The sequence below is a fragment of the Paratractidigestivibacter faecalis genome (assembly GCF_003416765.1).
Lineage (GTDB): Bacteria > Actinomycetota > Coriobacteriia > Coriobacteriales > Atopobiaceae > Paratractidigestivibacter > Paratractidigestivibacter faecalis.
Genome location: NZ_QSNG01000001.1, coordinates 1,439,434 through 1,458,644, shown reverse-complemented (window position 1 = coordinate 1,458,644; position 19,211 = coordinate 1,439,434). Strand labels below are relative to the sequence as shown.

The 19,211-nt window shown below is 66.3% G+C and carries 18 protein-coding genes; 6 read left to right on the top strand and 12 right to left on the bottom strand.

All coding sequences use genetic code 11. The features are described 5' to 3' along the window. Nucleotides 1–142 precede the first annotated feature (142 nt). On the top strand, nucleotides 143–2,842 hold the full coding sequence (locus tag DXV50_RS06495; protein WP_117205442.1) for a cation-translocating P-type ATPase: 2,700 nt from the start codon (nucleotides 143–145) through the stop codon (nucleotides 2,840–2,842). 65 nt (nucleotides 2,843–2,907) lie between these two features. Further along, entirely contained in the window at nucleotides 2,908–3,339 is a 432-nt protein-coding gene (locus DXV50_RS06490; protein ID WP_117205441.1) for a PaaI family thioesterase, read from the top strand. An 84-nt stretch (nucleotides 3,340–3,423) separates the two neighbouring features. Here the strand turns inward: DXV50_RS06490 and DXV50_RS06485 are convergent, their stop codons facing one another. The 8 genes from DXV50_RS06485 to DXV50_RS06450 form a co-directional block, all read right to left on the bottom strand. Continuing rightward, nucleotides 3,424–4,656, bottom strand: coding sequence for a 6-phosphofructokinase (locus DXV50_RS06485; RefSeq protein ID WP_117205440.1), 1,233 nt, complete (start codon nucleotides 4,654–4,656; stop codon nucleotides 3,424–3,426). A 124-nt stretch (nucleotides 4,657–4,780) separates the two neighbouring features. Next, the gene (gene eno / locus DXV50_RS06480; protein WP_117205439.1) at nucleotides 4,781–6,070 is read right to left on the bottom strand and encodes a phosphopyruvate hydratase; all 1,290 of its coding nucleotides are present in this window, start codon (nucleotides 6,068–6,070) and stop codon (nucleotides 4,781–4,783) included. A gap of 171 nt (nucleotides 6,071–6,241) precedes the next feature. Then, entirely contained in the window at nucleotides 6,242–6,520 is a 279-nt protein-coding gene (locus DXV50_RS06475; protein ID WP_117205438.1) for a 3-hydroxyacyl-CoA dehydrogenase family protein, read from the bottom strand. Nucleotides 6,521–6,678: 158 nt separating this feature from the next. Continuing rightward, nucleotides 6,679–7,071: an aspartate 1-decarboxylase gene (panD, locus tag DXV50_RS06470; RefSeq protein WP_117205437.1), complete on the bottom strand. Its 393-nt coding sequence runs from the start codon at nucleotides 7,069–7,071 to the stop codon at nucleotides 6,679–6,681. Nucleotides 7,072–7,096: 25 nt separating this feature from the next. Further along, entirely contained in the window at nucleotides 7,097–7,951 is an 855-nt protein-coding gene (locus DXV50_RS06465; protein ID WP_117205436.1) for a Rossmann-like and DUF2520 domain-containing protein, read from the bottom strand. A gap of 2 nt (nucleotides 7,952–7,953) precedes the next feature. Then, nucleotides 7,954–8,862 (bottom strand): pantoate--beta-alanine ligase, encoded by a 909-nt coding sequence (gene panC / locus DXV50_RS06460; protein WP_117205435.1) that lies wholly within the window; start codon nucleotides 8,860–8,862, stop codon nucleotides 7,954–7,956. A gap of 56 nt (nucleotides 8,863–8,918) precedes the next feature. Then, nucleotides 8,919–9,764 (bottom strand): 3-methyl-2-oxobutanoate hydroxymethyltransferase, encoded by an 846-nt coding sequence (panB, locus tag DXV50_RS06455; protein WP_117205434.1) that lies wholly within the window; start codon nucleotides 9,762–9,764, stop codon nucleotides 8,919–8,921. Nucleotides 9,765–9,871: 107 nt separating this feature from the next. Then, nucleotides 9,872–11,083, bottom strand: a complete 1,212-nt coding sequence (locus DXV50_RS06450; RefSeq protein ID WP_117205433.1) for an NADP-dependent isocitrate dehydrogenase — start codon at nucleotides 11,081–11,083, stop codon at nucleotides 9,872–9,874. A gap of 161 nt (nucleotides 11,084–11,244) precedes the next feature. Between DXV50_RS06450 and DXV50_RS06445 the strand changes: the two genes are divergently transcribed. The 3 genes from DXV50_RS06445 to DXV50_RS06435 all read left to right on the top strand — a co-directional run bounded on the left by DXV50_RS06445 (nucleotide 11,245) and on the right by DXV50_RS06435 (nucleotide 14,020). Next, nucleotides 11,245–11,757 (top strand): nitroreductase family protein, encoded by a 513-nt coding sequence (locus DXV50_RS06445; protein ID WP_117205432.1) that lies wholly within the window; start codon nucleotides 11,245–11,247, stop codon nucleotides 11,755–11,757. A 72-nt stretch (nucleotides 11,758–11,829) separates the two neighbouring features. Beyond that, nucleotides 11,830–13,443 (top strand): peptide chain release factor 3, encoded by a 1,614-nt coding sequence (locus DXV50_RS06440; RefSeq protein ID WP_117205431.1) that lies wholly within the window; start codon nucleotides 11,830–11,832, stop codon nucleotides 13,441–13,443. A 76-nt stretch (nucleotides 13,444–13,519) separates the two neighbouring features. Next, the gene (locus DXV50_RS06435; protein WP_117205430.1) at nucleotides 13,520–14,020 is read left to right on the top strand and encodes a flavodoxin; all 501 of its coding nucleotides are present in this window, start codon (nucleotides 13,520–13,522) and stop codon (nucleotides 14,018–14,020) included. An 82-nt stretch (nucleotides 14,021–14,102) separates the two neighbouring features. Here DXV50_RS06435 and DXV50_RS09590 read toward each other — a convergent pair whose 3' ends face one another. Beyond that, nucleotides 14,103–14,921 (bottom strand): zinc ribbon domain-containing protein, encoded by an 819-nt coding sequence (locus DXV50_RS09590; RefSeq protein ID WP_157966976.1) that lies wholly within the window; start codon nucleotides 14,919–14,921, stop codon nucleotides 14,103–14,105. A gap of 175 nt (nucleotides 14,922–15,096) precedes the next feature. Beyond that, nucleotides 15,097–15,222, bottom strand: a complete 126-nt coding sequence (locus DXV50_RS09970) for a hypothetical protein (RefSeq protein WP_269801613.1) — start codon at nucleotides 15,220–15,222, stop codon at nucleotides 15,097–15,099. A gap of 278 nt (nucleotides 15,223–15,500) precedes the next feature. Here DXV50_RS09970 and DXV50_RS06425 point away from each other — a divergent pair, with 278 nt between their 5' ends. Then, a complete protein-coding gene (locus tag DXV50_RS06425; protein WP_117205429.1) occupies nucleotides 15,501–16,238 on the top strand; it encodes a gamma-glutamyl-gamma-aminobutyrate hydrolase family protein in 738 nt (245 codons plus the stop codon). A gap of 88 nt (nucleotides 16,239–16,326) precedes the next feature. Here the strand turns inward: DXV50_RS06425 and DXV50_RS06420 are convergent, their stop codons facing one another. Both DXV50_RS06420 and DXV50_RS06415 read right to left on the bottom strand, forming a co-directional pair. Then, nucleotides 16,327–17,040 carry a uracil-DNA glycosylase gene (locus DXV50_RS06420; protein WP_117205428.1) on the bottom strand — a complete coding sequence of 238 codons (714 nt, stop codon included), beginning with the start codon at nucleotides 17,038–17,040 and terminating at the stop codon, nucleotides 16,327–16,329. Between the two features lie 48 nt (nucleotides 17,041–17,088). Continuing rightward, on the bottom strand, nucleotides 17,089–19,182 hold the full coding sequence (locus DXV50_RS06415; protein ID WP_117205427.1) for a cation:proton antiporter: 2,094 nt from the start codon (nucleotides 19,180–19,182) through the stop codon (nucleotides 17,089–17,091). Between the last annotated feature and the right edge of the window lie 29 nt (nucleotides 19,183–19,211).

Sequence of the window (19,211 nt, the reverse complement as noted above, 5' to 3'; positions counted from 1 at the left end):
GTATAAACCCCCTCGAAAGGGGGTATTTAACCAAACGTTGCGTGGCCGGACGGCCGGCGCACCTTGAAAACCAGCGAATGTGAGACGCCCCCGCGGTTGGGGGCGCCCGTCTCCCGCTCGCGCGTCGCACGAAACGAGGGACATGAAGCACTGGAACACCCCCATCGACCGGCTCATCCACGAGCAGGGCACGTCTAGCCGGACGGGCCTCTCCTCCGCCGAGGCGGCCAGCCGCCTGGCAGCCCACGGCGCAAACGCCTACCAGCAGGCAAAGAGCGAGAGCGTTGCCGCGCAGGTCCTACGCCAGTTCAGGGACGTCTCCAACGTCATCCTGCTGGTGGCGGCCGCGCTCTCACTGGCGCTTGCCGTCCGCGAGGGCGCAGGCTACCTGGAGCCCGTGGTCATCCTGGTCATCATCTGCCTGAACGTGGTCCTGGCGGTAACGCAGGAGCGCGGCGCCGAGCGCGCCCTGGAGGCGCTCTCCAACCTCAACAGCCCCACCTGCCTGGTGCTGCGCGACGGCGCCCGCGTGGAGGTGGACACCGCCGACGTGGTGCCCGGAGACATCCTCCTGCTCAAGACCGGTGACCTCGTGGCCGCGGACGCCCGCCTCATAGAGGCCACGGGCCTGGCCGTGGACGAGTCCTCCCTCACCGGAGAGTCCGAGGCCGCCGAGAAGGACGCCTCCGCCACGCCCGAGGACGACGCCGCGCTGGGAGACCGCGCGAGCATGGTCTTCTCGGGCTGCCTGGTCACGGCCGGCAACGCCACGGCCGTGGTGACCGCCACCGGCATGGGCACCGAGATGGGCCGCATCGCCGGCTACCTCAACGACGCCCAGAAGATGCAGACCCCGCTCCAGCTGCGGCTGGTCCGCGTGGTGCGCGCCATCAGCGCCGTCGCCATGGTGGCCGCGGCTATTCTTCTGGCAACGGGCCTGCAGCAGGGCGAGGAGTTCTGGGCCATGGTGCTGGCGGCCGTGAGCCTGGCCGTGGCCGCCGTGCCCGAGACCCTGCAGCTCATCGTCACTCTCACGCTCACCCAGGGCGTCCACAACATGGTCCAGAAGCACGCGCTGGTGCGCAAACTGCCCGCCGTGGAGACGCTGGGCTCGGTCTCGGTCATCTGCTCCGACAAGACCGGCACCCTCACGCAGAACCGCATGACCATCCGGCGCATGTGGGCGGCCTCGCCGCTCCTGCCCGTGAGCGTGCCCGTGGCGGTGGACGGCCCGGTGGAGGGCGTGGCCGAGCTCGACCTGCTTGGCAAGCTCGCGCTGGCCAGCAACGCCACCGTGGAGCCCGACGGCGAGGGCGGCACGCGCATCGTGGGTGACGCCACCGAGACGGCCATCATGCGCCTGCTCATGGAGGGCGGCCAGACCCGCGAGGAGCTTGAGCGCGAGCGACCGCGCGTGGGCGAGGTGCCCTTCTCGTCCGCCCGCAAGATGATGACGAGCGTGCACGCGCTGCCGCAGGGCGGCTACCTGGTGCTCACCAAGGGAGCCTTCGACCGGCTGCCCTTCTCGCCGGCGCCTGCGGAGGAGCTGCGGCGCCGCCAGGAGGTCCACGACGGGTTTGCCGCGGACGCGCTGCGCGTCATCGCGCTGGGCAGCCGCGTGGTGGACGAGCTTCCCGCCAGCGGGGACCTGGAGGAACTCGAGCGCGACCTCACCTTTGAGGGCATCGTCGGGCTCATCGATCCGCCGCGCCCCGAGGTGGCGGCCGCCATCGAGACGGCCCGTCGCGCCGGCATCCGCACGGTCATGATCACCGGCGACCACGCCGCCACGGCCGCGGCCATCGCGCGGCAGATCGGCATCCTCGGCGAGAAGGGCACGGTGGTCACGGGCAAGCAGCTGGCCGCCATGACGGACGAGGAGCTCGTGGCCAACGTGCGCGGCTACTCCGTGTACGCGCGCGTCTCTCCCGAGGACAAGATCCGCATCGTGGAGGCCTGGCAGGAGCAGGGCGAGGTCGTGAGCATGACGGGCGACGGCGTCAACGACGCCCCGGCGCTCAAGGCCGCCGACGTGGGCGTTGCCATGGGCGCGGCCGGCACCGAGGTTGCCAAGGCGGCCGCCGACATGGTGCTGACCGACGACAACTTCGCGACCATCGTGGAGGCCGTGCGCGAGGGAAGAAACGTCTTCTCAAACATCAAGCGCACCGTGTACTTCCTGGTGTCTTGCAACCTGTCCGAGATCGTGGTCATGCTGGGAGCCCAGCTCGCGGGCTGGGGCACGGCGCTCACGCCGGTCATGCTGCTGCTCGCCAACGTGCTGGGAGACGGCATCCCGGGCCTGCACCTGGCCCAGGACACCTCCGACGAGCGCATCATGCGCCGCAAGCCCATCGGCCGCAACGAGAGCTTCTTCTCGCCGCTGGTGGTGCGGGCCACGCTGCAGCAGACGGTGGCGTTCTCCGCGGTGGGTCTGCTGGCGTTCTGGCTGGGCCGCTTCGTGGAGCTGCCGGGCGCCGTGGCGGCGGGCTTTGGCGTGGGGCAGACCATGTGCTTCTTCGTCATGGCGGTGACGAGCGTGCTGCACGTCTTCACCGTGCGCAGCCGCGGCTCGGTCTTCCGCCGCACCGTGCGCGACAACATGCCGCTGGCGTGGAGCGCCGCGGCCATGGTGGCGGTCTTCTCCGCGCTGGTGCTGGTGGAGCCCCTGGGCGCCGTCTTTGGCATGTCCGCTGTGGGTTGGGTGCGCTGGGCGGTGGCGTGCGCGCTGGCCGTGGTGCCCACCCTGGTGGCCGAGCTCTTCAAGCTCTGGGAGAACCGCCACGAGACCAGGCTCTTCTCGCGGCGCCTGGTGCGCCACCAGGCTGGCGGGCAGGAGTAGCCACCGGGGCGTGCGGTCGCCGTCCGGCGCTAGACTGGAGCGGTCAACCTGCGGAAGGGAGCCCCATGGGCGATGCCAGCCTTGCCATACCCGCCGACGCCAGCCTCGAGGAGGTGCGCGAGCACTTCTCGCATGACCGGTTTGTGTCCGGGGCGCTTGGGGCGCAGATCCTGGAGGCGGCCGCCGGGCATGCCGTCTGCGCCTTTGACCTGGAGGAGCGCCACCTCAACGAGAAGGGCGGCGTCATGGGCGGCGCGATCTTCTCGCTGGGCGACTTTGCCATCGTGGTGGCGGCAACCGTGGGCGCGCCCGACACGGTCTCCGTGGCGTTCAACGTCAACTTCATGAGCGCGCCCAAAGGTGGCCGGCTCATCGCCACCGCCGACGAGGACAAGCGCGGCCGCACGCTGGGCTTCTACGGCTGCCTGATCGAGGACGACCTCGGCACGCCCGTGGCCCGCATGACCGGCACCGTCATGCACGTGGGCCGCCGGTAGGGTCGGTGCCCCGCGGTTTGCCGGTGAAAGTGGCTGGTGGCATTCGCCGGACAGACCGCAAACACATGCAAACCGCGGGTGCGGCTACGCCAGTGGCGCCAGCCGGGCGGGGACGCCGGCCGCGTAGGTGACGGGCTCCTCGCCGCAGACGAGGGGGCGCGCGTAGCGCTCGAAGTCCTCCGTGACGTCCATGCCGTCGGCGCTTATCCAGGCCCGCGGCACGGGCTTGACCCTGTTGGCAATCTCGACCACGTCCAGCAGCGCCGGCACGGTCCGGTAGGGCTCGTCGCTCACGCGCGTGAGGGCGCACATCCTGGCCGTCTGCCCGTCAAGCGCGGCGCGGACGCCGGCGCGTCCCAGCTCAAAGGCCTCGTCGAGGTCAGTCCTGCTGGCCACGTGAGAGGCGCAGCGCTGCAGCGTGGAGAGCTCCACCGCGCGGGTCTTGCAGCCCAGGCGCACCTTGGCGACGCCGGCCAGGTAGCGGCTCGTGCCGGAGAGCTGGGCCAGGTGGCCGAACTCGTCCGTGCCGGTGCCCGCGGCCACGGTCCTCTCGCAGATGAGGGTGCCGTCGGCCGTGCGCACGCCCTCCGAGACGCCTACCATAACGGTGTTCTGCCTGCTCAGAAGCTCTGCGATGCGCTCCATCAGGGTATCCTCGCCAAGCGGCACCTCGGGGAGAAGAACCAGGTCGGGCCTACCGGCGCCGCGCGGCCCAGCAAGGGCGGAGGCCCCGGCGAGCCAGCCGGCGTCGCGGCCCATGATCTCCACGAAGGTCACGCTCTTGAGGTCGTAGACGTCGGCGTCGCGGAAGAGCTCGCCGCAGGAGGTGGCCACGAACTTTGCCGCGCTGCCGTAGCCGGGCGTGTGGTCGGTGCCCACGAGGTCGTTGTCGATGGTCTTGGGCACGCCGATGAAGCGGATGGGGCTGCCCACGCGCGCGCCGTAGGTGCCCAGCTTGGCGATGGTGTCCATGGAGTCGTTGCCGCCGATGTAGAGCACGGCGTCAATGCCGGCCGCGTCCAGGCGCGCAAGGGCGTCCTCATAGAATGCCTGGTCAGAGAGGTCGGGCAGCTTGAAGCGGCAGCTTCCCAGCCAGCTTGCCGGCGTCTGCCTCAGCAGCGTCAGGCTCTCCTGACCAGGAAGGGTCTCGCTCAGGTCGACGGTCCGGCCGGCGAGAAACCCCTGGATGCCGTGGCGCATGCCCGTGACGCGGCAGCCCTCCGCGCGCGCCGCCGCGACGACGCCCGCCAGGCTCGCGTTGATTGCCGCCGTGGGACCGCCGGACTGGCCGACCAGGATGTTCTTCTCGCCTGACATGGGGCTCCTCTCGTGGTGGTTGCTGCAGCTAGGATAGCGCACGGCAGACGGCCAGAAGTGCGCTGGCGCACGCAAAAGGCCCCGGAGCGGGTCCGGGGCCTTGGCGTTGCGCGTGACGCTGTGGCTACGCCAGGTTGTAGAAGGCAGCCTTCTGCAGGTAGTCGGCAGAGGCGCCCAGCTCGTCCTCGATGCGCAGGAGCTGGTTGTACTTGGCCACGCGGTCCGTGCGGGCGGGGGCGCCGGTCTTGATCTGGCCGGCGTTGGTGGCCACGGCCAGATCGGCGATGGTGGTGTCCTCGGTCTCGCCGGAGCGGTGGGAGACCACGGCGGTGTAGCCGGCGCGCTTGGCGGTCTCGATGGCGTCCAGGGTCTCGGTCAGGCTGCCGATCTGGTTGACCTTGATGAGAATGGCGTTGGCGGCGCCCAGCTCGATGCCCTTCTTGAGGCGGGCGGTGTTGGTGACGAAGAGGTCGTCGCCCACGAGCTGGACCTTCTTGCCCAGGCGCTCGGTGAGCTTGACCCAGCCGTCCCAGTCCTCCTCGGCCAGGCCGTCCTCGATGGAGACGATGGGGTACTTCTCGACGAGCTCTGCCCAGTAGTCCACCATCTGGTCGGAGGTGAGGGTGCGGCCCTCGCCCTTGAGCTCGTAGAGGCCGGTCTCCTTGTTGAAGCACTCGGAGGTGGCGGGGTCCATGGCAAACATGAAGTCCTTGCCGGGGGTGAAGCCGGCGGCCTCCACGGCCTCCATCAGGTAGACGAAGGGCTCCGCGTTGGTCTTGAGGTCAGGGGCAAAGCCGCCCTCGTCGCCGACGCCCGTGGAGAGGCCGGCCTTCTTCAGGGTGCCCTTGAGGGTGTGGTAGACCTGCGTGCACCAACGCAGGCCGGTCTTGAAGTCGGGCGCGCCGACGGGCATGATCATGAACTCCTGGAAGTCCACGTTGTTGTCCGCGTGCACGCCGCCGTTCAGGATGTTCATCATCGGGACGGGGAGGATGTGGGCGTTGGGGCCGCCGAGGTAGGCGTAGAGCGGCAGGCCGGCGCTGGCCGCGGCCGCGCGGGCGATGGCAAGCGAGCAGCCCAGGATGGCGTTGGCGCCATAGTTGCCCTTGTTGGGGGTGCCATCGGCGGCAATCATGGCCTCGTCGGCGCCGCGCTGGTCGGTGGCCTCGCGTCCGACGAGAAGCGCCGCGAGCTCGCCGTTGACGTGGGAGACGGCGGTCTGGACGCCCTTGCCCTGGTAGCGGTCCTTGTCGCCGTCGCGCAGCTCAACGGCCTCGAACTCGCCGGTAGAGGCGCCGGACGGAACGATGGCGCGGCCAAAGGAGCCGTCCTCCAGCGTGACCTCCACCTCGACGGTGGGGTTGCCGCGGGAGTCCAGGACCTCGCGACCGTACACCTTGGCGATCTTGCTCATGTCTGCCACCTTTCAAAGTTAGTGTTGGCTTACTTAATTGTTGAAAGTATACCCAGACGAACTTTTGCGATGTCCAACACGCGTCAGATGTGTGCAAGGGGTGAAGGGAGGGAAGACCCCGTCGCGTGCGTGGCGCGGCGGGGCCTTGGGGGATTGCGTCGGCGGGAGTGGCTACTCGTAGAACTTCTCGCCCTTGTCCAGCATGTCCTGGAGGAGCTTGGACATGGTCTTGAAGTTGTAGGGCATCATCATCTTCTTGAGCAGGGGAGAGAGCAGCCCCGGCACGCTCTGGTACTGGTTGACGATGTTGAGCGCCGTGGCCAGGCCCACCGTGTCGATGATCTGGAACGGGCCCTTGGGGGCGCCGGTGCCGTGCGTCCAGGCGATGTCGATGCTCTTTGGGTCAGAGTTGGCGATGCCGGCGCACCAGGAGCCGGTGCCTGCGGCCATGGACTCGATGGTCTCCTCTCGTGAGTAAAACTGACCAGTGGTCAAAATTTTGCTCGAAACCGGCGAGAAGAGACAGCAAGGCGGGCATGCCAACCCCGTGACATGCCCGCTTTTGCCCGTGAACGGGCGGGAAGTCTGTTTGTAAGGAGGACGTGCGTCTACGCCATGTCCTCCAGGAGGCCGTGCTTCTCGTAGCGCGTGAGGCGAGAGACGTGGTTGTTCTCGTCGACGAAGACCACGCGGGGCTTGAAGCCGCGGGCCTCGTCCTGGTCCATCTGGGCGTAGCACATGATGATGACCTTGTCGCCCACGGACACAAAGCGGGCCGCGGCGCCGTTGAGGCAGATCATGCCGCTGCCGCGCTCTCCGGCGATGACGTAGGTCTCAAGGCGGCTTCCGTTGTTGACGTCGGCGACCTGGACCTTCTCATACTCGAGGATGCCGGCGGCGTCCATGAGGTCCTCGTCGATGGTGATGGAACCGACGTAGTTGACCTCCGCCTGGACGACGGTGGCACGGTGGATCTTGCCCTTGAGCATGTTGAGCATCATCTGTGGGAACTCCTGGCTTGGCTCGTTAGCGGTGCGGCGTTGCTCGTCGCGACGCTATACGGTACAACACCTCGGTGAGCAGGCGGTATACCTCCCGGCTATCTCCAGAAAGACAGCTCAGATGGGCGTCTATCGTTGCCTGGTCGCCACGGGCGGCCGGTCCGGTGAGCGAGGCCTCCACGCCGTCCTCGGCTATGTGGTGGGCGTTTCCCAGAAAGAGCGCGGCCAGGGCCGCCTCGGCGTCCGCGGGGGCAAATCCGCAGGTGGTAAGCTCGGAGGCTGCCATGTCGTAGAGGCCGACAACCAGGTTTGAGGCCATGACGGCGGCGGCGTGGTAGCGGGTCTTCTGGTCTGCGGGGATGCGCGCCACGTGGTTGCCCCGTGCGGCGAGAAGAGCTTGCAGAAGCGAGGTTGCCTCGTCGTCCCCCTCGAGGGTGAACCAGGCCTGAGAGAGCTCCTGCCAGCAGTCGAAGCGGCTGCTCACGGCGTAGAGGGGGTGGGCGGAGCAGACTGCGGCGCCGCGCTCGCGCAGGGGAGAGAGCGCGTCTGACGCAAGGGCTCCCGAGCAGTGGGCAAAGACCTTTCCGGCAAGGTCAAGAGTGCCGGCGTCTGCGGCAGCCGCCAGCTGGGCGGCAACCTCGGCGATGCGACCGTCGGGCGTGGTGACAAACACGAGCTCGGCTTCCCGGGCGGCTTCCTCGGCAGACGCAAACGCGCGGCCACCGGCAAAGTCGGCAGCCGCGCGCGCTGATTCGGCGCTTGCGCTGAAGAAGCCCACGAGCTCAACGTCCTTCTGCCCCCGTGCGGGGTCGGCGGCCAGGTAGCGGGCCAGGGAGCAACCCACCTTGCCGGCGCCGATGAAGGAGACGCGGACGGCCATGGCTACTCGGAGCAGTGGCCGCAGCAGCAGTGGCCCTCGGCCTCGCTGCCGGAGCAGTTGCAGGACGGGTCAAAGATGAAGTTGTCGATGAGGCGGGTCTTGCCGATGTAGACGGCCATGGCGCACAGGACGGGCTCGCTCTCGATCTTCTCCACCTGGACGATGTTCTCGAAGTCGACCATCTTGACGTAGTCGATCTTGGCCATGGGCTCGGCCTCGATGATGGCCTTCATGGCATCGAGCACGACCTTGGCGTCACGCTCGCCGTCCTGGACCATCTTCTGGCCGGCAAAGACGGCGCGAGACAGGCATAGGGCCGCCTGGCGCTCCTCGGCGGAGAGGTAGGTGTTGCGAGAGCTCTTGGCCAGGCCGTCCTCCTCGCGGATGATGGGGCAGCCGACGATCTGGATGCCAAAGTTGAGGTCGCGCACCATGCGGCGGATGACGGCGAGCTGCTGGGCGTCCTTCTGGCCAAAGTAGGCGCGGTCAGGCGTCACGATGTTGAAGAGCTTGGAGACGACGGTGCACACGCCGCGGAAGTGGATGGGGCGCGTGAGGCCGCAGAGCTCGTGGGTGAGCTCGTCCATGTTGACGTAGGTGCACGCGTTGGGGGCGTACATCTCGGAGGGCTCGGGGTGGAAGACCAGGGCGGCGCCGGCCTCCTCGCAGAGCTTGCAGTCGCGGTCAAAGTCGCGCGGGTAGCTCTCGAGGTCCTCGGTGGGGCCAAACTGCGTGGGGTTCACAAAGTCGGAGACCACGACGCGGTCGTTCTCGGCGGCGGCGCGGACGATGAGGCTCTTGTGGCCCTCGTGGAGGTAGCCCATGGTGGGGACGAGGCCAATGGTCAGGCCCTCGCGGCGCCACTGGCGCACCTGCTCGCGGACCTCGGCGATGGTGGAAACTGCCTGCATGATGTTCTTCTCCTCTGGTGAACGATCCTGTAGTGACGTTTGACGGTGCGCCTGGTCTAGGCGCGCTTGACCTCTTCCATGAGCTCGGGGTCGATGTCCTTGTAGCTCTCCGCGGCGGCGGGGAAGGAGCCGTCCTGGACGGCGGCGTCGTAGTCGTGGTAGGCCTGCTTGATGGCCTCGCCCACCTGGGCAAACTGGCGGACCATCTTGGGCTTGAAGCCGCCGGCGGTCATGGCGAGCATGTCCTGGACCACGAGGACCTGGCCGTCGGTGCCGGCGCCCGCGCCGATGCCGATGGTGAAGGCCGAGGTGAGCTGCTCGGTGATGTAGGCACCCAGGTTGGCGGGCACGCACTCGAGGACGATGGCGAAGGCGCCGGCCTGCTCGAGCGCGAGGGCGTCGGCGACGAGCTTCTTGGCGGCCTCGACGCTCTTGCCCTGGACCTTGAAGCCGCCGAAGGCGTTGACGGACTGCGGCGTCAGGCCGATGTGGCCCACGACGGGGATGCCGGCCTCCACCATGGCCTTGACCTGGGGGCAGACCTCGATGCCGCCCTCGAGCTTGACGGCCTGGCAACGGCCCTCCTTCATGAGGCGGCCGGCGTTGCTGACGGCCGAGGCCACGTCCTGCTCGTAGGAGAGGAAGGGCATGTCGCCGACGACGAAGGTGTTGCTCGTCGCGCGGGTGACGCAGCGGGTGTGGTGGACCATGTCGTCCATGGTCACGGGAATGGTGGAGTCATAGCCCATCATGGTCATGCCGAGGGAGTCTCCGACCAGGATCATGTCAATCCCGGCCTCCTCGACGAGCGCGGCCATGGTGTAGTCGTAGGAGGTCACCATGGTGACCTTACCGCCCTCGTCCACCTTCTTCTTGAGGGTGAGCACGGTGTTCTTAGCCATCTTCTTCTCGTTCCTTTCACGAGGGTGAGAAGGCGCCCGCCGATTCCAGGGGAGCCGACGGGCGCCAATGCTGCGGTTGTTGCCTAGTGTAACGCGCTGCCTGAACGTTATACCGCCTCGGCCTCCAGCGTCTCACGAATGGCAAGAATGAACTCGCGCGTGCCCAGCGTCGTGGGGTTGGGGAGGGTGGTGATGCGGGCGAGGTCCCCGGTCATCCTGCCCGCCTCGATGGTGTGCAGCGTCGCTGCCTCCAGGCGGTTGGCAAAGTCGACGAGTTCCGGCGTGCCGTCGAGCTCTCCGCGCTTGCGCAGGGCACCCGTCCAGGCAAAGATCGTGGCTACGGAGTTGGTGCTGGTGGGCTCGCCCTTGAGGTGCTTGTAGTAGTGGCGCTGGACCGTGCCGTGGGCGGCCTCGTACTCGTAGTAACCGTGCGGGCTCACCAGGACCGAGGTCATCATGGCAAGGCTTCCGAAGGCGGAGGAGAGCATGTCGCTCATGACGTCTCCGTCGTAGTTCTTGCAGGCCCAGATGAAGCCGCCCTCGGCCTTCATGATGCGGGCCACGGCGTCGTCGATGAGCGTGTAGAAGTACTCGATGCCGGCCGCCTCGAACTTGGCGCGGTACTCGGCCTCGTAGAGGTCGGCGAAGACGTCCTTGAAGCGGTGGTCGTACTTCTTGGAGATGGTGTCCTTCGTGGCAAACCAGAGGTCCTGCCTGCTGGAGAGGGCAAACTCAAAGCAGCTGCGGGCGAAGCTCTCGATGGAGTCGTCCAGGTTGTGCTGGCCCTGGACCACGCCGGCGCCGGTGAAGTCATGGACGAGCTCGCGGGTCTCGGTGCCGTCGGCCGCGGTGTAGACGAGCTCCACCCTGCCGGGGCCCGGGATGCGCATCTCGGCGTTCTTGTACACGTCGCCGTAGGCGTGACGGGCGATGGTGATGGGCTTCTTCCAGCAGCGGACAACGGGCTCGATGCCCTTGACCACGATGGGGGCGCGGAAGACCGTGCCGTCAAGGATGGCGCGGATGGTGCCGTTGGGGCTCTTCCACATCTGCTTGAGGTGGTACTCCTCCACGCGCTGGGCGTTGGGGGTGATGGTGGCGCACTTGACGGCGACGCCCAGGCGCTTGGTGGCCTCGGCGGAGTCGACGGTGACCTGGTCGTCGGTGGCGTCGCGGTTCTCAAGGCCGAGGTCATAGTACTCGGTCTTGAGGCCCACGTAGGGGCAGATGAGCTCGTCCTTGATGATCTGCCAGATGATGCGGGTCATCTCGTCGCCGTCCATCTCGACGAGCGGGGTCTTCATCTCGATCTTTGCCATGAGCGCCTCCGGGCTGGTTGCTGGGCATGTTTTGGGTGACTGTAGCACGCGCCGCCCAGGCGTCCCCGCCTGTTAACCAACCTGTGCCAAGAGGGTCGCGCGGGGCGCCCCGGTGGTAGTGTTGGTGAGTGCGAGCCAACCACTCACGAATGGAGAAGGACATGGAGTTCTCAGACATAATCCGCGACCGCTATTCCTGCAAGAAGTACGACGGCAGGCAGCTCTCCCAGGAGCAGCTCTCGGCCATCCTCGAGGCGGGTCGTTTGGCCCCCACGGCCAAGAACCTCCAGGAGCAGCACGTCTACGTGATTCAGTCCGAGGAGGGGCTGGCCAAGGTCGATGAGGTCACGCCCTGCCGCTTCGGCGCCCCCACGGTGCTCCTGGTCGCGTTCAACAAGGACGACGTCTTCACCTATCCTGGCGGCAAGCGCACTTCCGGCGTGGAGGACGCCACCATCGTGGCCACGCACATGCTCCTTGCCGCGGCCAACGAGGGCGTGGACAGCTGCTGGATCAACAAGTTCGACCCCGAGCGCGCCTGCGAGGCCTTCGGCCTTCCGGCGGACGAGGACGTCCTCATGTTCCTTGACCTCGGCTTTGCCGCCGAGGGCGTGACCCCCCTGCCCAACCACTCCCGCCGCAAGGAACTTGCGGAGACGGTGAGCTACCTCTAGGGCCGCGGGTGCCTGCCGCTACAATACGTTGGGCAACGCCGTACGATTCACACCGCATGACAAAGGAACTGCATGTCTAACCTCTCTGACCAGATTTCTTCTCGCCGCACTTTCGCGATCATCTCTCACCCGGACGCAGGCAAGACCACCCTCACCGAGAAGCTCCTCCTGTATACCGGCAGCATCCAGACCGCTGGCTCCGTAAAGGGCAAGAGCAGCTCCAAGCACGCGGTCTCTGACTGGATGGACATCGAGAAGGAGCGCGGCATCTCCGTTACCTCCTCTGTACTGCAGTTCACCTATGACGGCTGCTGCGTGAACATCCTCGACACCCCCGGGCACCAGGACTTCTCTGAGGACACCTACAGGACCCTCATGGCTGCCGACGCCGCGGTCATGGTCATCGACGGCGCAAAGGGCGTCGAGGCCCAGACCAAGAAGCTCTTTAAGGTCTGCACACTCAGGCACATCCCCATCTTCACCTTCGTCAACAAGCTCGACCACGACGCGCGAGACCCCTTCGAGCTCATGGAGGAGATCGAGAACGTCCTGGGCATCAGGACGTATCCCATGAACTGGCCCATTGGCTCCGGCCGCAACTTCCGCGGAGTCTTTGACCGCCAGACCCGACGCGTCATTGCCTTCGAGGGCGACGGTCGCGCCAACGCCACCAAGAAGGTCGCGGAGATTGAGGCCGAGCTGGGCGACCCCTCCATGGACGAGCTCATTGGCGAGGAGAACCACCGCAACCTGATGGACGACATCGAGCTCCTGGATGGTGCCGGAGACGAGCTTGACCTGGATGCGGTCGCCTGCGGCAAGCTCTCGCCCGCGTTCTTTGGCTCGGCGCTCACCAACTTTGGCGTGGAGCCCTTCCTCAAGGAGTTCCTGCGCCTTGCCCCCACGCCGCGCGCCTACACCGACAAGCTCTCCGGTGAGCCGGTGGAGCCCACGCGCGACGACTTCTCGGGCTTTGTCTTCAAGATCCAGGCCAACATGGACAAGAACCACCGCGACCGCATCGCCTTCGTGCGTATCTGCTCCGGCAAGTTCGAGCGCGGCATGGATGCCTACCACGTGCAGGGCGGTCGCAAGCTCAAGCTCGCCACGGGCACGTCCATGATGGCCGATGACCGTGCCATCGTCGATGAGGCATACGCCGGAGACATCGTGGGCCTCTTTGACCCGGGTATCTTCTCCATCGGAGACACCGTGTGCACGGGCAAGCAACACGTGCAGTTCCCGCCGATCCCGACCTTTGCCCCGGAGCACTTTGCCAAGATCTCCCAGGTGGACACCCTCAAGCGCAAGCAGTTTGTGAAGGGCATGGAGGAGCTTGCCCAGGAGGGTGCCGTCCAGATCTTCCGCGAGCTCGGCGCCGGCATGGAGAGCGTCATCGTCGGCGTGGTGGGCGTGCTTCAGTTTGAGGTGCTCGAGCAGCGCCTCAAGAGTGAGTACCATGTCGAGGTCTATCGTCAGGCCCTTTCCTACAACACTATCCGCTGGATTGAGGGGGACATGGAGGAGTCTGCCGTCCGCGGCCTCAGCCTGACCCGCGACACCTGCCGCGTCCAGGACATGCGTGGCGGCAAGCTTCTGCTCTTCACGAGCGAGTGGAACCTCAACTGGGCAGTGGAGCATAATCCCGACCTCAAGCTTTCCGAGTTTGGCAACGTGACCTTCTAGCCTTCGCGATGGTCCTCGCGCGCCCGGTTGGGTATAAGGGGCTTCGATTCGTTTGAAACCAAGCAAGGAGGCTTGCATGAAGACCTTGGTCGCGTACTTCTCGCACGCGGGACAGAACTACGTGAACGGCGGCGTCGCCGAGCTTGAGCACGGAAACGCGGAGGTGCTCGCCGGGTTTGCCGCGCAGGCCTGCGGAGGCGACCTGTTCCACATCGAGCGCGTCGAGCCGTACCCGGCGGAGTACAAGGCGTGCGTCAAGGAGTCGATGGCCGAGCTCAAGGTGAAGGCGCGCCCCGAGCTTGCGCGCGACGTCGACGTGTCGGGCTACGACCGCGTGGTCGTCGTCTTCCCCAACTGGTGCGGGACGATGCCGATGCCCGTGTACTCCTTCCTTGAGGGCCACGACTTTGCGGGCAAGGAGATCTGGCCGCTGTGCACCCACGAGGGCAGCGGCATGGGTCAGATCGAGCAGCATGTGGCCAAGGCGTGCCCCGGCGCGACCGTGATCGAGGGCCTTGCCATCAAGGGCTCTAACGCAGCCGCGAGCGCCGACGCCGTCGCCGCTTGGCTCGCGTAGCGACTGGCTTAAATACACGCTGAGTGCCCCGCACGGGATTTCGGGTTCCGTGCGGGGCACTTCTTGATGGGTTGGGCTTGGCCTAGACCGCGGCCTCCACGGCCTTAGCAAGAAACGCCGTTGCCCCCTCGCCGCAGGGGCTGTCGTAGTAGGCCACGAAGCGCGGATCGGCGAGGTACCCCTGAACAAGCCTCAGGTAGGCGGCGTCCTCGGGCGCGGTGCCCCAGTGAAGGCCGACCCAGCGGCGATGCATGGCCACGAGCTTTGCCGCCTCGGGACCGTGCGGGTCTCCGTCTGCCAGGGCAATCGAGAGCTGGCCCAAGACCGCGCGCTCGAGCTCCTTCAGGTCGTTCCATGAGACCGCATCCATATCCAGGATTCTCTCGTTTGCGGCGTCGACCGCCTCGTTCCCGTAGCGCTCGCGGGCCTCGGCGCCAAAGCGCTCCTCGTTCGTGCGGACGGCACGCCAACGCTCGAGCTGCGGCAGCACCGCGCCCATGAGCGAGACTGCCTCGTCGAGCGTTATCCCCTCGTTCTCGGCGAGCCGCGGCGCGCAGTCCTCGATCATTGCCTCCATCGTGGTGTCGTAGGTGTACTCGCCGTGGTCGTAGCACCACTTGCAGTAATGGTCGTTCTTCTTGCCGTTCGCGTCGGTGCCGAGGTCGTCGGGGGTGAGGTACATGCCGCAGCTCTCGCAGTAGTGCTCGGGCATCTCGAGCAGGTGCGAGAGCGGCTCGCCTGTGACCGCGCCGATGAGCTTCATCATATCGATGCCCGGGGTGACCTCGCCGCGCTCCCAGCGGCTCACGGCCTGGCGCGTGACGTAGAGCTTGGCGGCGAGGCCTTCCTGCGTGAGATTGTGCGCGCGGCGGATGGCGACGAGCTTGTCTGCGAATGCCATGACGACTCCTTCCTGCGGGTTTGTTCGCTGGTTAAAGTATGGCCGCAGGTACGCGGGCTACCAAGCAATCGTTGGTTGCGCAAAGCAGAAAGCCCCGCCGGAATGAACTGCCTCCCATTTCTTGGACACGAGAAATGCATGAGCTGAAGTCTTCCGTTGTGGTCTGGCTCTCTGCTCAGGTCGTCCAGCGGCATTCGTTCCTGCTTGCCGCGGGTGCCTGCCTCTCTTGATAGCCGTAATTGTTGACCAGGTGAACGATGGACGAGAAGAGCTGCTGGACCTCGTTTGAGTCAATGGACATGGGTGGCCCCGATTCTTGCTTGTTGCCAATGAGATGGTGAAAACAAGGCGGCAACGCGTTTGCCGTAGCGAGGAGCCTGCGCCGTCGGCCTCTGGAATCATCCGACTTGCCTGCGAGCACGTACCATTGGGGGCCGCCGTGCCGCTCATGCTCTTTTGCATGAGAACGAATCTAGCATAAAAGAGAACGAATGTTCTTGAGAATATTTGTTCGATTTTGGGCTTGCCTTTGCGGTACGTTCCGCTAGGATTGGTCTCCATCGTCGAAAGGAGTCCTCCATGGCAGAGAAGAACCCTCCCCTCATTGGCGTCGTCCCCCTCGTTGACGAGGGCAGAGACAGCTATTGGATGCTGCCGGGATACTTTGAGGGAATCCTGGAGGCGGGCGGAGCGCCCGTCATGCTTCCGCTGACGGATGGCCCTGAGGTGCTTGCGAGACTCGTCTCCAGCTGCGACGGCATTCTCGTGACCGGCGGCCAGGACGTCTCGCCGGAACTCTATGGCGAGCAGGGGGCCGATGCCGTGACCCTCTGTGGCGAGCTGTGCGCGGCCAGGGACAAGATGGAGTCGGTCCTTATCCCCCTTGCGGTAAGGGATGACGTGCCCATGCTGGGCATCTGCCGCGGCATTCAGGTCATCAACGCCGTCCTTGGCGGCACGCTATGGCAGGACCTGCCCAAGCAGAGACCCTCCGAGGTCGAGCACCATGGCCTTCCTCCGTACGAGGAACCCGTGCATGAGGTGGACGTTATTCCGGCAACTCCGCTGGCCGAAGCGATTGGCGCCGGACCATACGCCGTCAACAGCTACCACCACCAGGCACTGAGGAATCTTGCGCCGGGCCTTGAGACGATGGCCACCGCACCGGACGGAGTCATCGAGGCCGTCTGGCGACCAGAGTCTCGCTTTCTCTGGGCCGTCCAGTGGCATCCCGAGTTCTCCCGTGGCGTTGACGAAAAGAGCCGTAAGATCTTCTCTGCGTTCATTGGTGCCGCCCGAGGGCGGGCCCTCGTTTGACCTGGAGCCAGCTTCAGGGTGTTTGATGGCCTGACTGCCAAATGCGAGGAGCTCCAGTCCATGGCGCTGTCGGCATCGGTCGGGCGGGCTAGCCCACCTTTGCCCAGTCGATGGGCTTCTGGCCGCATGACGCCAGGAGCTCGTTTGCCCGGGAGAAGGGACGGGACCCCATAAACGCCGGCACGCCCTTTGCCGCTCGATTTGCCGAGAGCGGCGAGGGGTGGGTCGAGGCCAGGCAGTACTTGCGGGTTGCCGCTCCTGTCTCCGTGGCAGCCATGGTCTGTTCCACCATCTTGATGGCGTGGGCTCCCCAGGCAAGAAACACGACGGGCTGGGGGAGCTCGCAGCAGCGCCTGACGACGTAATCCGTGAGCGTCTGCCAGCCGAGCTTGCTGTGGGAGTTTGCGGCGTGCTCGCGCACCGTGAGGGTGGTGTTGAGCAGAAGGACTCCCTGCCTGGCCCAGTTGCTGAGGTCGCCTGTCGGCGGCTGCGCGCATCCGAGGTCTGCCACAAGCTCCTTGTAGATGTTGCGCAGGCTGGGTGGGAGCTTCTGGTCTCGGTGGACCGAGAAGGAGAGTCCCATCGCCTGCCCCGGCCCGTGGTAGGGGTCCTGCCCCAGGATGACGACGCGCACGTCGCGGGGGGAGGTCCATGCCAACGCGTTGAGGATGTCCTCCTGGGGAGGGTAGATGACCTGCTCGTCGCGCATCCCCTCCACCTTATGGAGCAGCCCTTCGGTCGTGCGCGTGACGTCCTCGGGCGCATCGCTCAGCCAGGCGTCAACGTGCTTGTTCTCGTTCATGGGAGGTGGTCCGTTCTCTTTGCAGGCGTTGTTCGGTGAAGCCGGGGACTATCTGGCCTCAAGGCCCATCTGGAGGAGGTAGACCTCCTCACGAAGCTCCCTTGCGGCGTGCGTGCTCAGCTCGCCGGCGTCGTGGAGGAGCCTGATCTGCTCAAGCTCCAGCGAGAGCGCGGCGGCCTCGATGTCCCTTGCGTGGACCTCGGCCTTGCGGCGGCGGGCCCTTCTTGCCGTGAGGTTGGGACTGTGCTGGGGGCTGCTCTGACCGGCGGGCTCGAGCCAGGCCGAGGCGAGGTGTGCCCGGTGCTCGCCGGCGATGATGCGCGCAGCCTGCCTCTCCTCGTCCGAGAGGCTGGGCTCCATGGCACGAAGCTCGTCGATGGCGTGGCGCTCGGCGGCCACGTGGAGCTGACCAAGCTCACGACGCTCGTCCTCTGAGGCGCTTCCCGTGGTGGAACGGGCGACCCACAGCAGGTGGGCGGTCCTTCTGCCCCTGCCGCCAGAGAAGCCGCGGTGAGACTCGTAGGTCGAGGCCAACTGCTCCAGGGCGTTCTCGTAGCGGTCGGCGACGGCTCGGCTCGTCTGGCCCGCCCTCACGCGCTCCTCCACGAAGGCCAGCTGCTTGGCGATGGTCTTGACGCGCAGGAGGCGGAGCGTGTCTGGGGAGGCCTGGCAGTCGAGCGCGAGGTCAAGGCGGTCTCTATACGAGCGAATGGCGAGCCTCATGGCCTGCTGGTTCTCGGGGGTGACGCGCGACTGGAGGTCCTTGATGACGTGTCGAAGAATCTTGGCCTTTGCCTTTGCGAGGGACTCGTCGCTTCCGTCCGACTGGGCGGCGGGGGCAAGCAGGGGCACCACGAAGTTGGCCAGAAGCAGCGTGAGGACGATGACGCCTGACGCTATGAAGACAAGCAGGCTACGGGCGGGAAACGCCATGCCCGAAGCCTTGACGAAGGGGATGGTGAGCATGATGGAGAGCGTGACGGCTCCCTTTGGCCCGGACAGCGTGGTCACCAGAGCGCTTCTTACGAGGTCCCTTCCAAAGAGGACGGAGGAGGAGCCGGCCGCCACCGTCGAGGCGACCTCCCCTCCCAATGCGGCAAGACGCCGGACCTTGCGCTTGCGGTGCAGCCACTCGAGGGCGATCACCCAGACGAGGCGGATTCCCACCAGCAGCGCCGTGACCAGGACGACGAGGCCGCATGCCCTGAGCGCCCCCATGCCCGTCGTCGCGCGCCAGTAGGGCCCGAGGGTTGCCGGCAGCTTCATGCCCAGCAGCAGGAAGACGGAGCCGTTGATTACAAACGTGAGGAGCTCCCAGACGTTCTCGCTGGCCACGGCATGGCGGGAGGATTCCGGCGTGAGCCGGCTTGGATAGAAGCGCATGAGCAGTCCCGCAGACACCACGGCGAGCACCCCGCTCACGCCCAGCTCCTCGGCAATCAGGAAGGTGGCAAATGGCATGCACACCTCAAAGAGTACGAACTCCGTCGGGGTTTCCAGTCCAAGGGCGCGGATGCGTCCCAGCACGAACATGACCGCCACGGCAAGCACGAGGCCCACCAGCACCCCGCCAAAGAAGTCGAGGAAGAAGGTCGCCGTGGCGTCCGAAAGCGAGAAGGCGCCTCCCACGGCGACGGCGATGGCAAACTCGAAGCAGACTACGCCCGAAGCGTCGTTGAAGAGGGCCTCGCCGGAGAGCAGGGACTTCTGCCTCTCGGTCAGCGTGACGTCTGCGCCCATGGCCGCGACGGCCGCGGCATCGGTCGGACCCAGCGCCGCTCCCAGGGCAAGCGCCGCGGCAAGCGGGATGGACGGCATGACGGCGTGGAACGCGAGGCCCACCACCAGCGTGGTCACGACCACGAGGCCCACGGCAAGCGAGGTCACGGGCGCCCAGTTGCGCAGCAGCGCCTCCTTGTTGGCGTGGCGGGACTCCTCGAAGAGAAGGGGCGCGATGAAGAGCACGAGGAAGAGCTCCGGGTCTCCAAGCACCTCCGTGGGGTCCTGGGTCACGAGGGTCCCCACTACCGCGCCCAGCGCGATCTGCGCCAGCGGCAGCGAAACGCGGGGGAGGACCTGGCCAAAGACGCTGGACGCCAGCATGCAGCCAAGCAGCAGGAGGATGATCTCAAAGGAAGCCATGCACTTCTCGCCTTGCGAAGTCTGGGGTG

What these genes read in the sequence shown, in the direction of transcription:
- DXV50_RS06495 (WP_117205442.1), top strand. Translation starts at nt 143, where the DNA reads ATGAAGCACTGGAACACCCCCATCGACCGGCTCATCCACGAGCAGGGC.
- DXV50_RS06490 (WP_117205441.1), top strand. Translation starts at nt 2,908, where the DNA reads ATGGGCGATGCCAGCCTTGCCATACCCGCCGACGCCAGCCTCGAGGAG.
- DXV50_RS06485 (WP_117205440.1), bottom strand. Translation starts at nt 4,656, where the DNA reads ATGTCAGGCGAGAAGAACATCCTGGTCGGCCAGTCCGGCGGTCCCACG.
- eno (WP_117205439.1), bottom strand. Translation starts at nt 6,070, where the DNA reads ATGAGCAAGATCGCCAAGGTGTACGGTCGCGAGGTCCTGGACTCCCGC.
- DXV50_RS06475 (WP_117205438.1), bottom strand. Translation starts at nt 6,520, where the DNA reads ATGGCCGCAGGCACCGGCTCCTGGTGCGCCGGCATCGCCAACTCTGAC.
- panD (WP_117205437.1), bottom strand. Translation starts at nt 7,071, where the DNA reads ATGATGCTCAACATGCTCAAGGGCAAGATCCACCGTGCCACCGTCGTC.
- DXV50_RS06465 (WP_117205436.1), bottom strand. Translation starts at nt 7,951, where the DNA reads ATGGCCGTCCGCGTCTCCTTCATCGGCGCCGGCAAGGTGGGTTGCTCC.
- panC (WP_117205435.1), bottom strand. Translation starts at nt 8,862, where the DNA reads ATGCAGGCAGTTTCCACCATCGCCGAGGTCCGCGAGCAGGTGCGCCAG.
- panB (WP_117205434.1), bottom strand. Translation starts at nt 9,764, where the DNA reads ATGGCTAAGAACACCGTGCTCACCCTCAAGAAGAAGGTGGACGAGGGC.
- DXV50_RS06450 (WP_117205433.1), bottom strand. Translation starts at nt 11,083, where the DNA reads ATGGCAAAGATCGAGATGAAGACCCCGCTCGTCGAGATGGACGGCGAC.
- DXV50_RS06445 (WP_117205432.1), top strand. Translation starts at nt 11,245, where the DNA reads ATGGAGTTCTCAGACATAATCCGCGACCGCTATTCCTGCAAGAAGTAC.
- DXV50_RS06440 (WP_117205431.1), top strand. Translation starts at nt 11,830, where the DNA reads ATGTCTAACCTCTCTGACCAGATTTCTTCTCGCCGCACTTTCGCGATC.
- DXV50_RS06435 (WP_117205430.1), top strand. Translation starts at nt 13,520, where the DNA reads ATGAAGACCTTGGTCGCGTACTTCTCGCACGCGGGACAGAACTACGTG.
- DXV50_RS09590 (WP_157966976.1), bottom strand. Translation starts at nt 14,921, where the DNA reads ATGGCATTCGCAGACAAGCTCGTCGCCATCCGCCGCGCGCACAATCTC.
- DXV50_RS09970 (WP_269801613.1), bottom strand. Translation starts at nt 15,222, where the DNA reads ATGTCCATTGACTCAAACGAGGTCCAGCAGCTCTTCTCGTCCATCGTT.
- DXV50_RS06425 (WP_117205429.1), top strand. Translation starts at nt 15,501, where the DNA reads ATGGCAGAGAAGAACCCTCCCCTCATTGGCGTCGTCCCCCTCGTTGAC.
- DXV50_RS06420 (WP_117205428.1), bottom strand. Translation starts at nt 17,040, where the DNA reads ATGAACGAGAACAAGCACGTTGACGCCTGGCTGAGCGATGCGCCCGAG.
- DXV50_RS06415 (WP_117205427.1), bottom strand. Translation starts at nt 19,182, where the DNA reads ATGGCTTCCTTTGAGATCATCCTCCTGCTGCTTGGCTGCATGCTGGCG.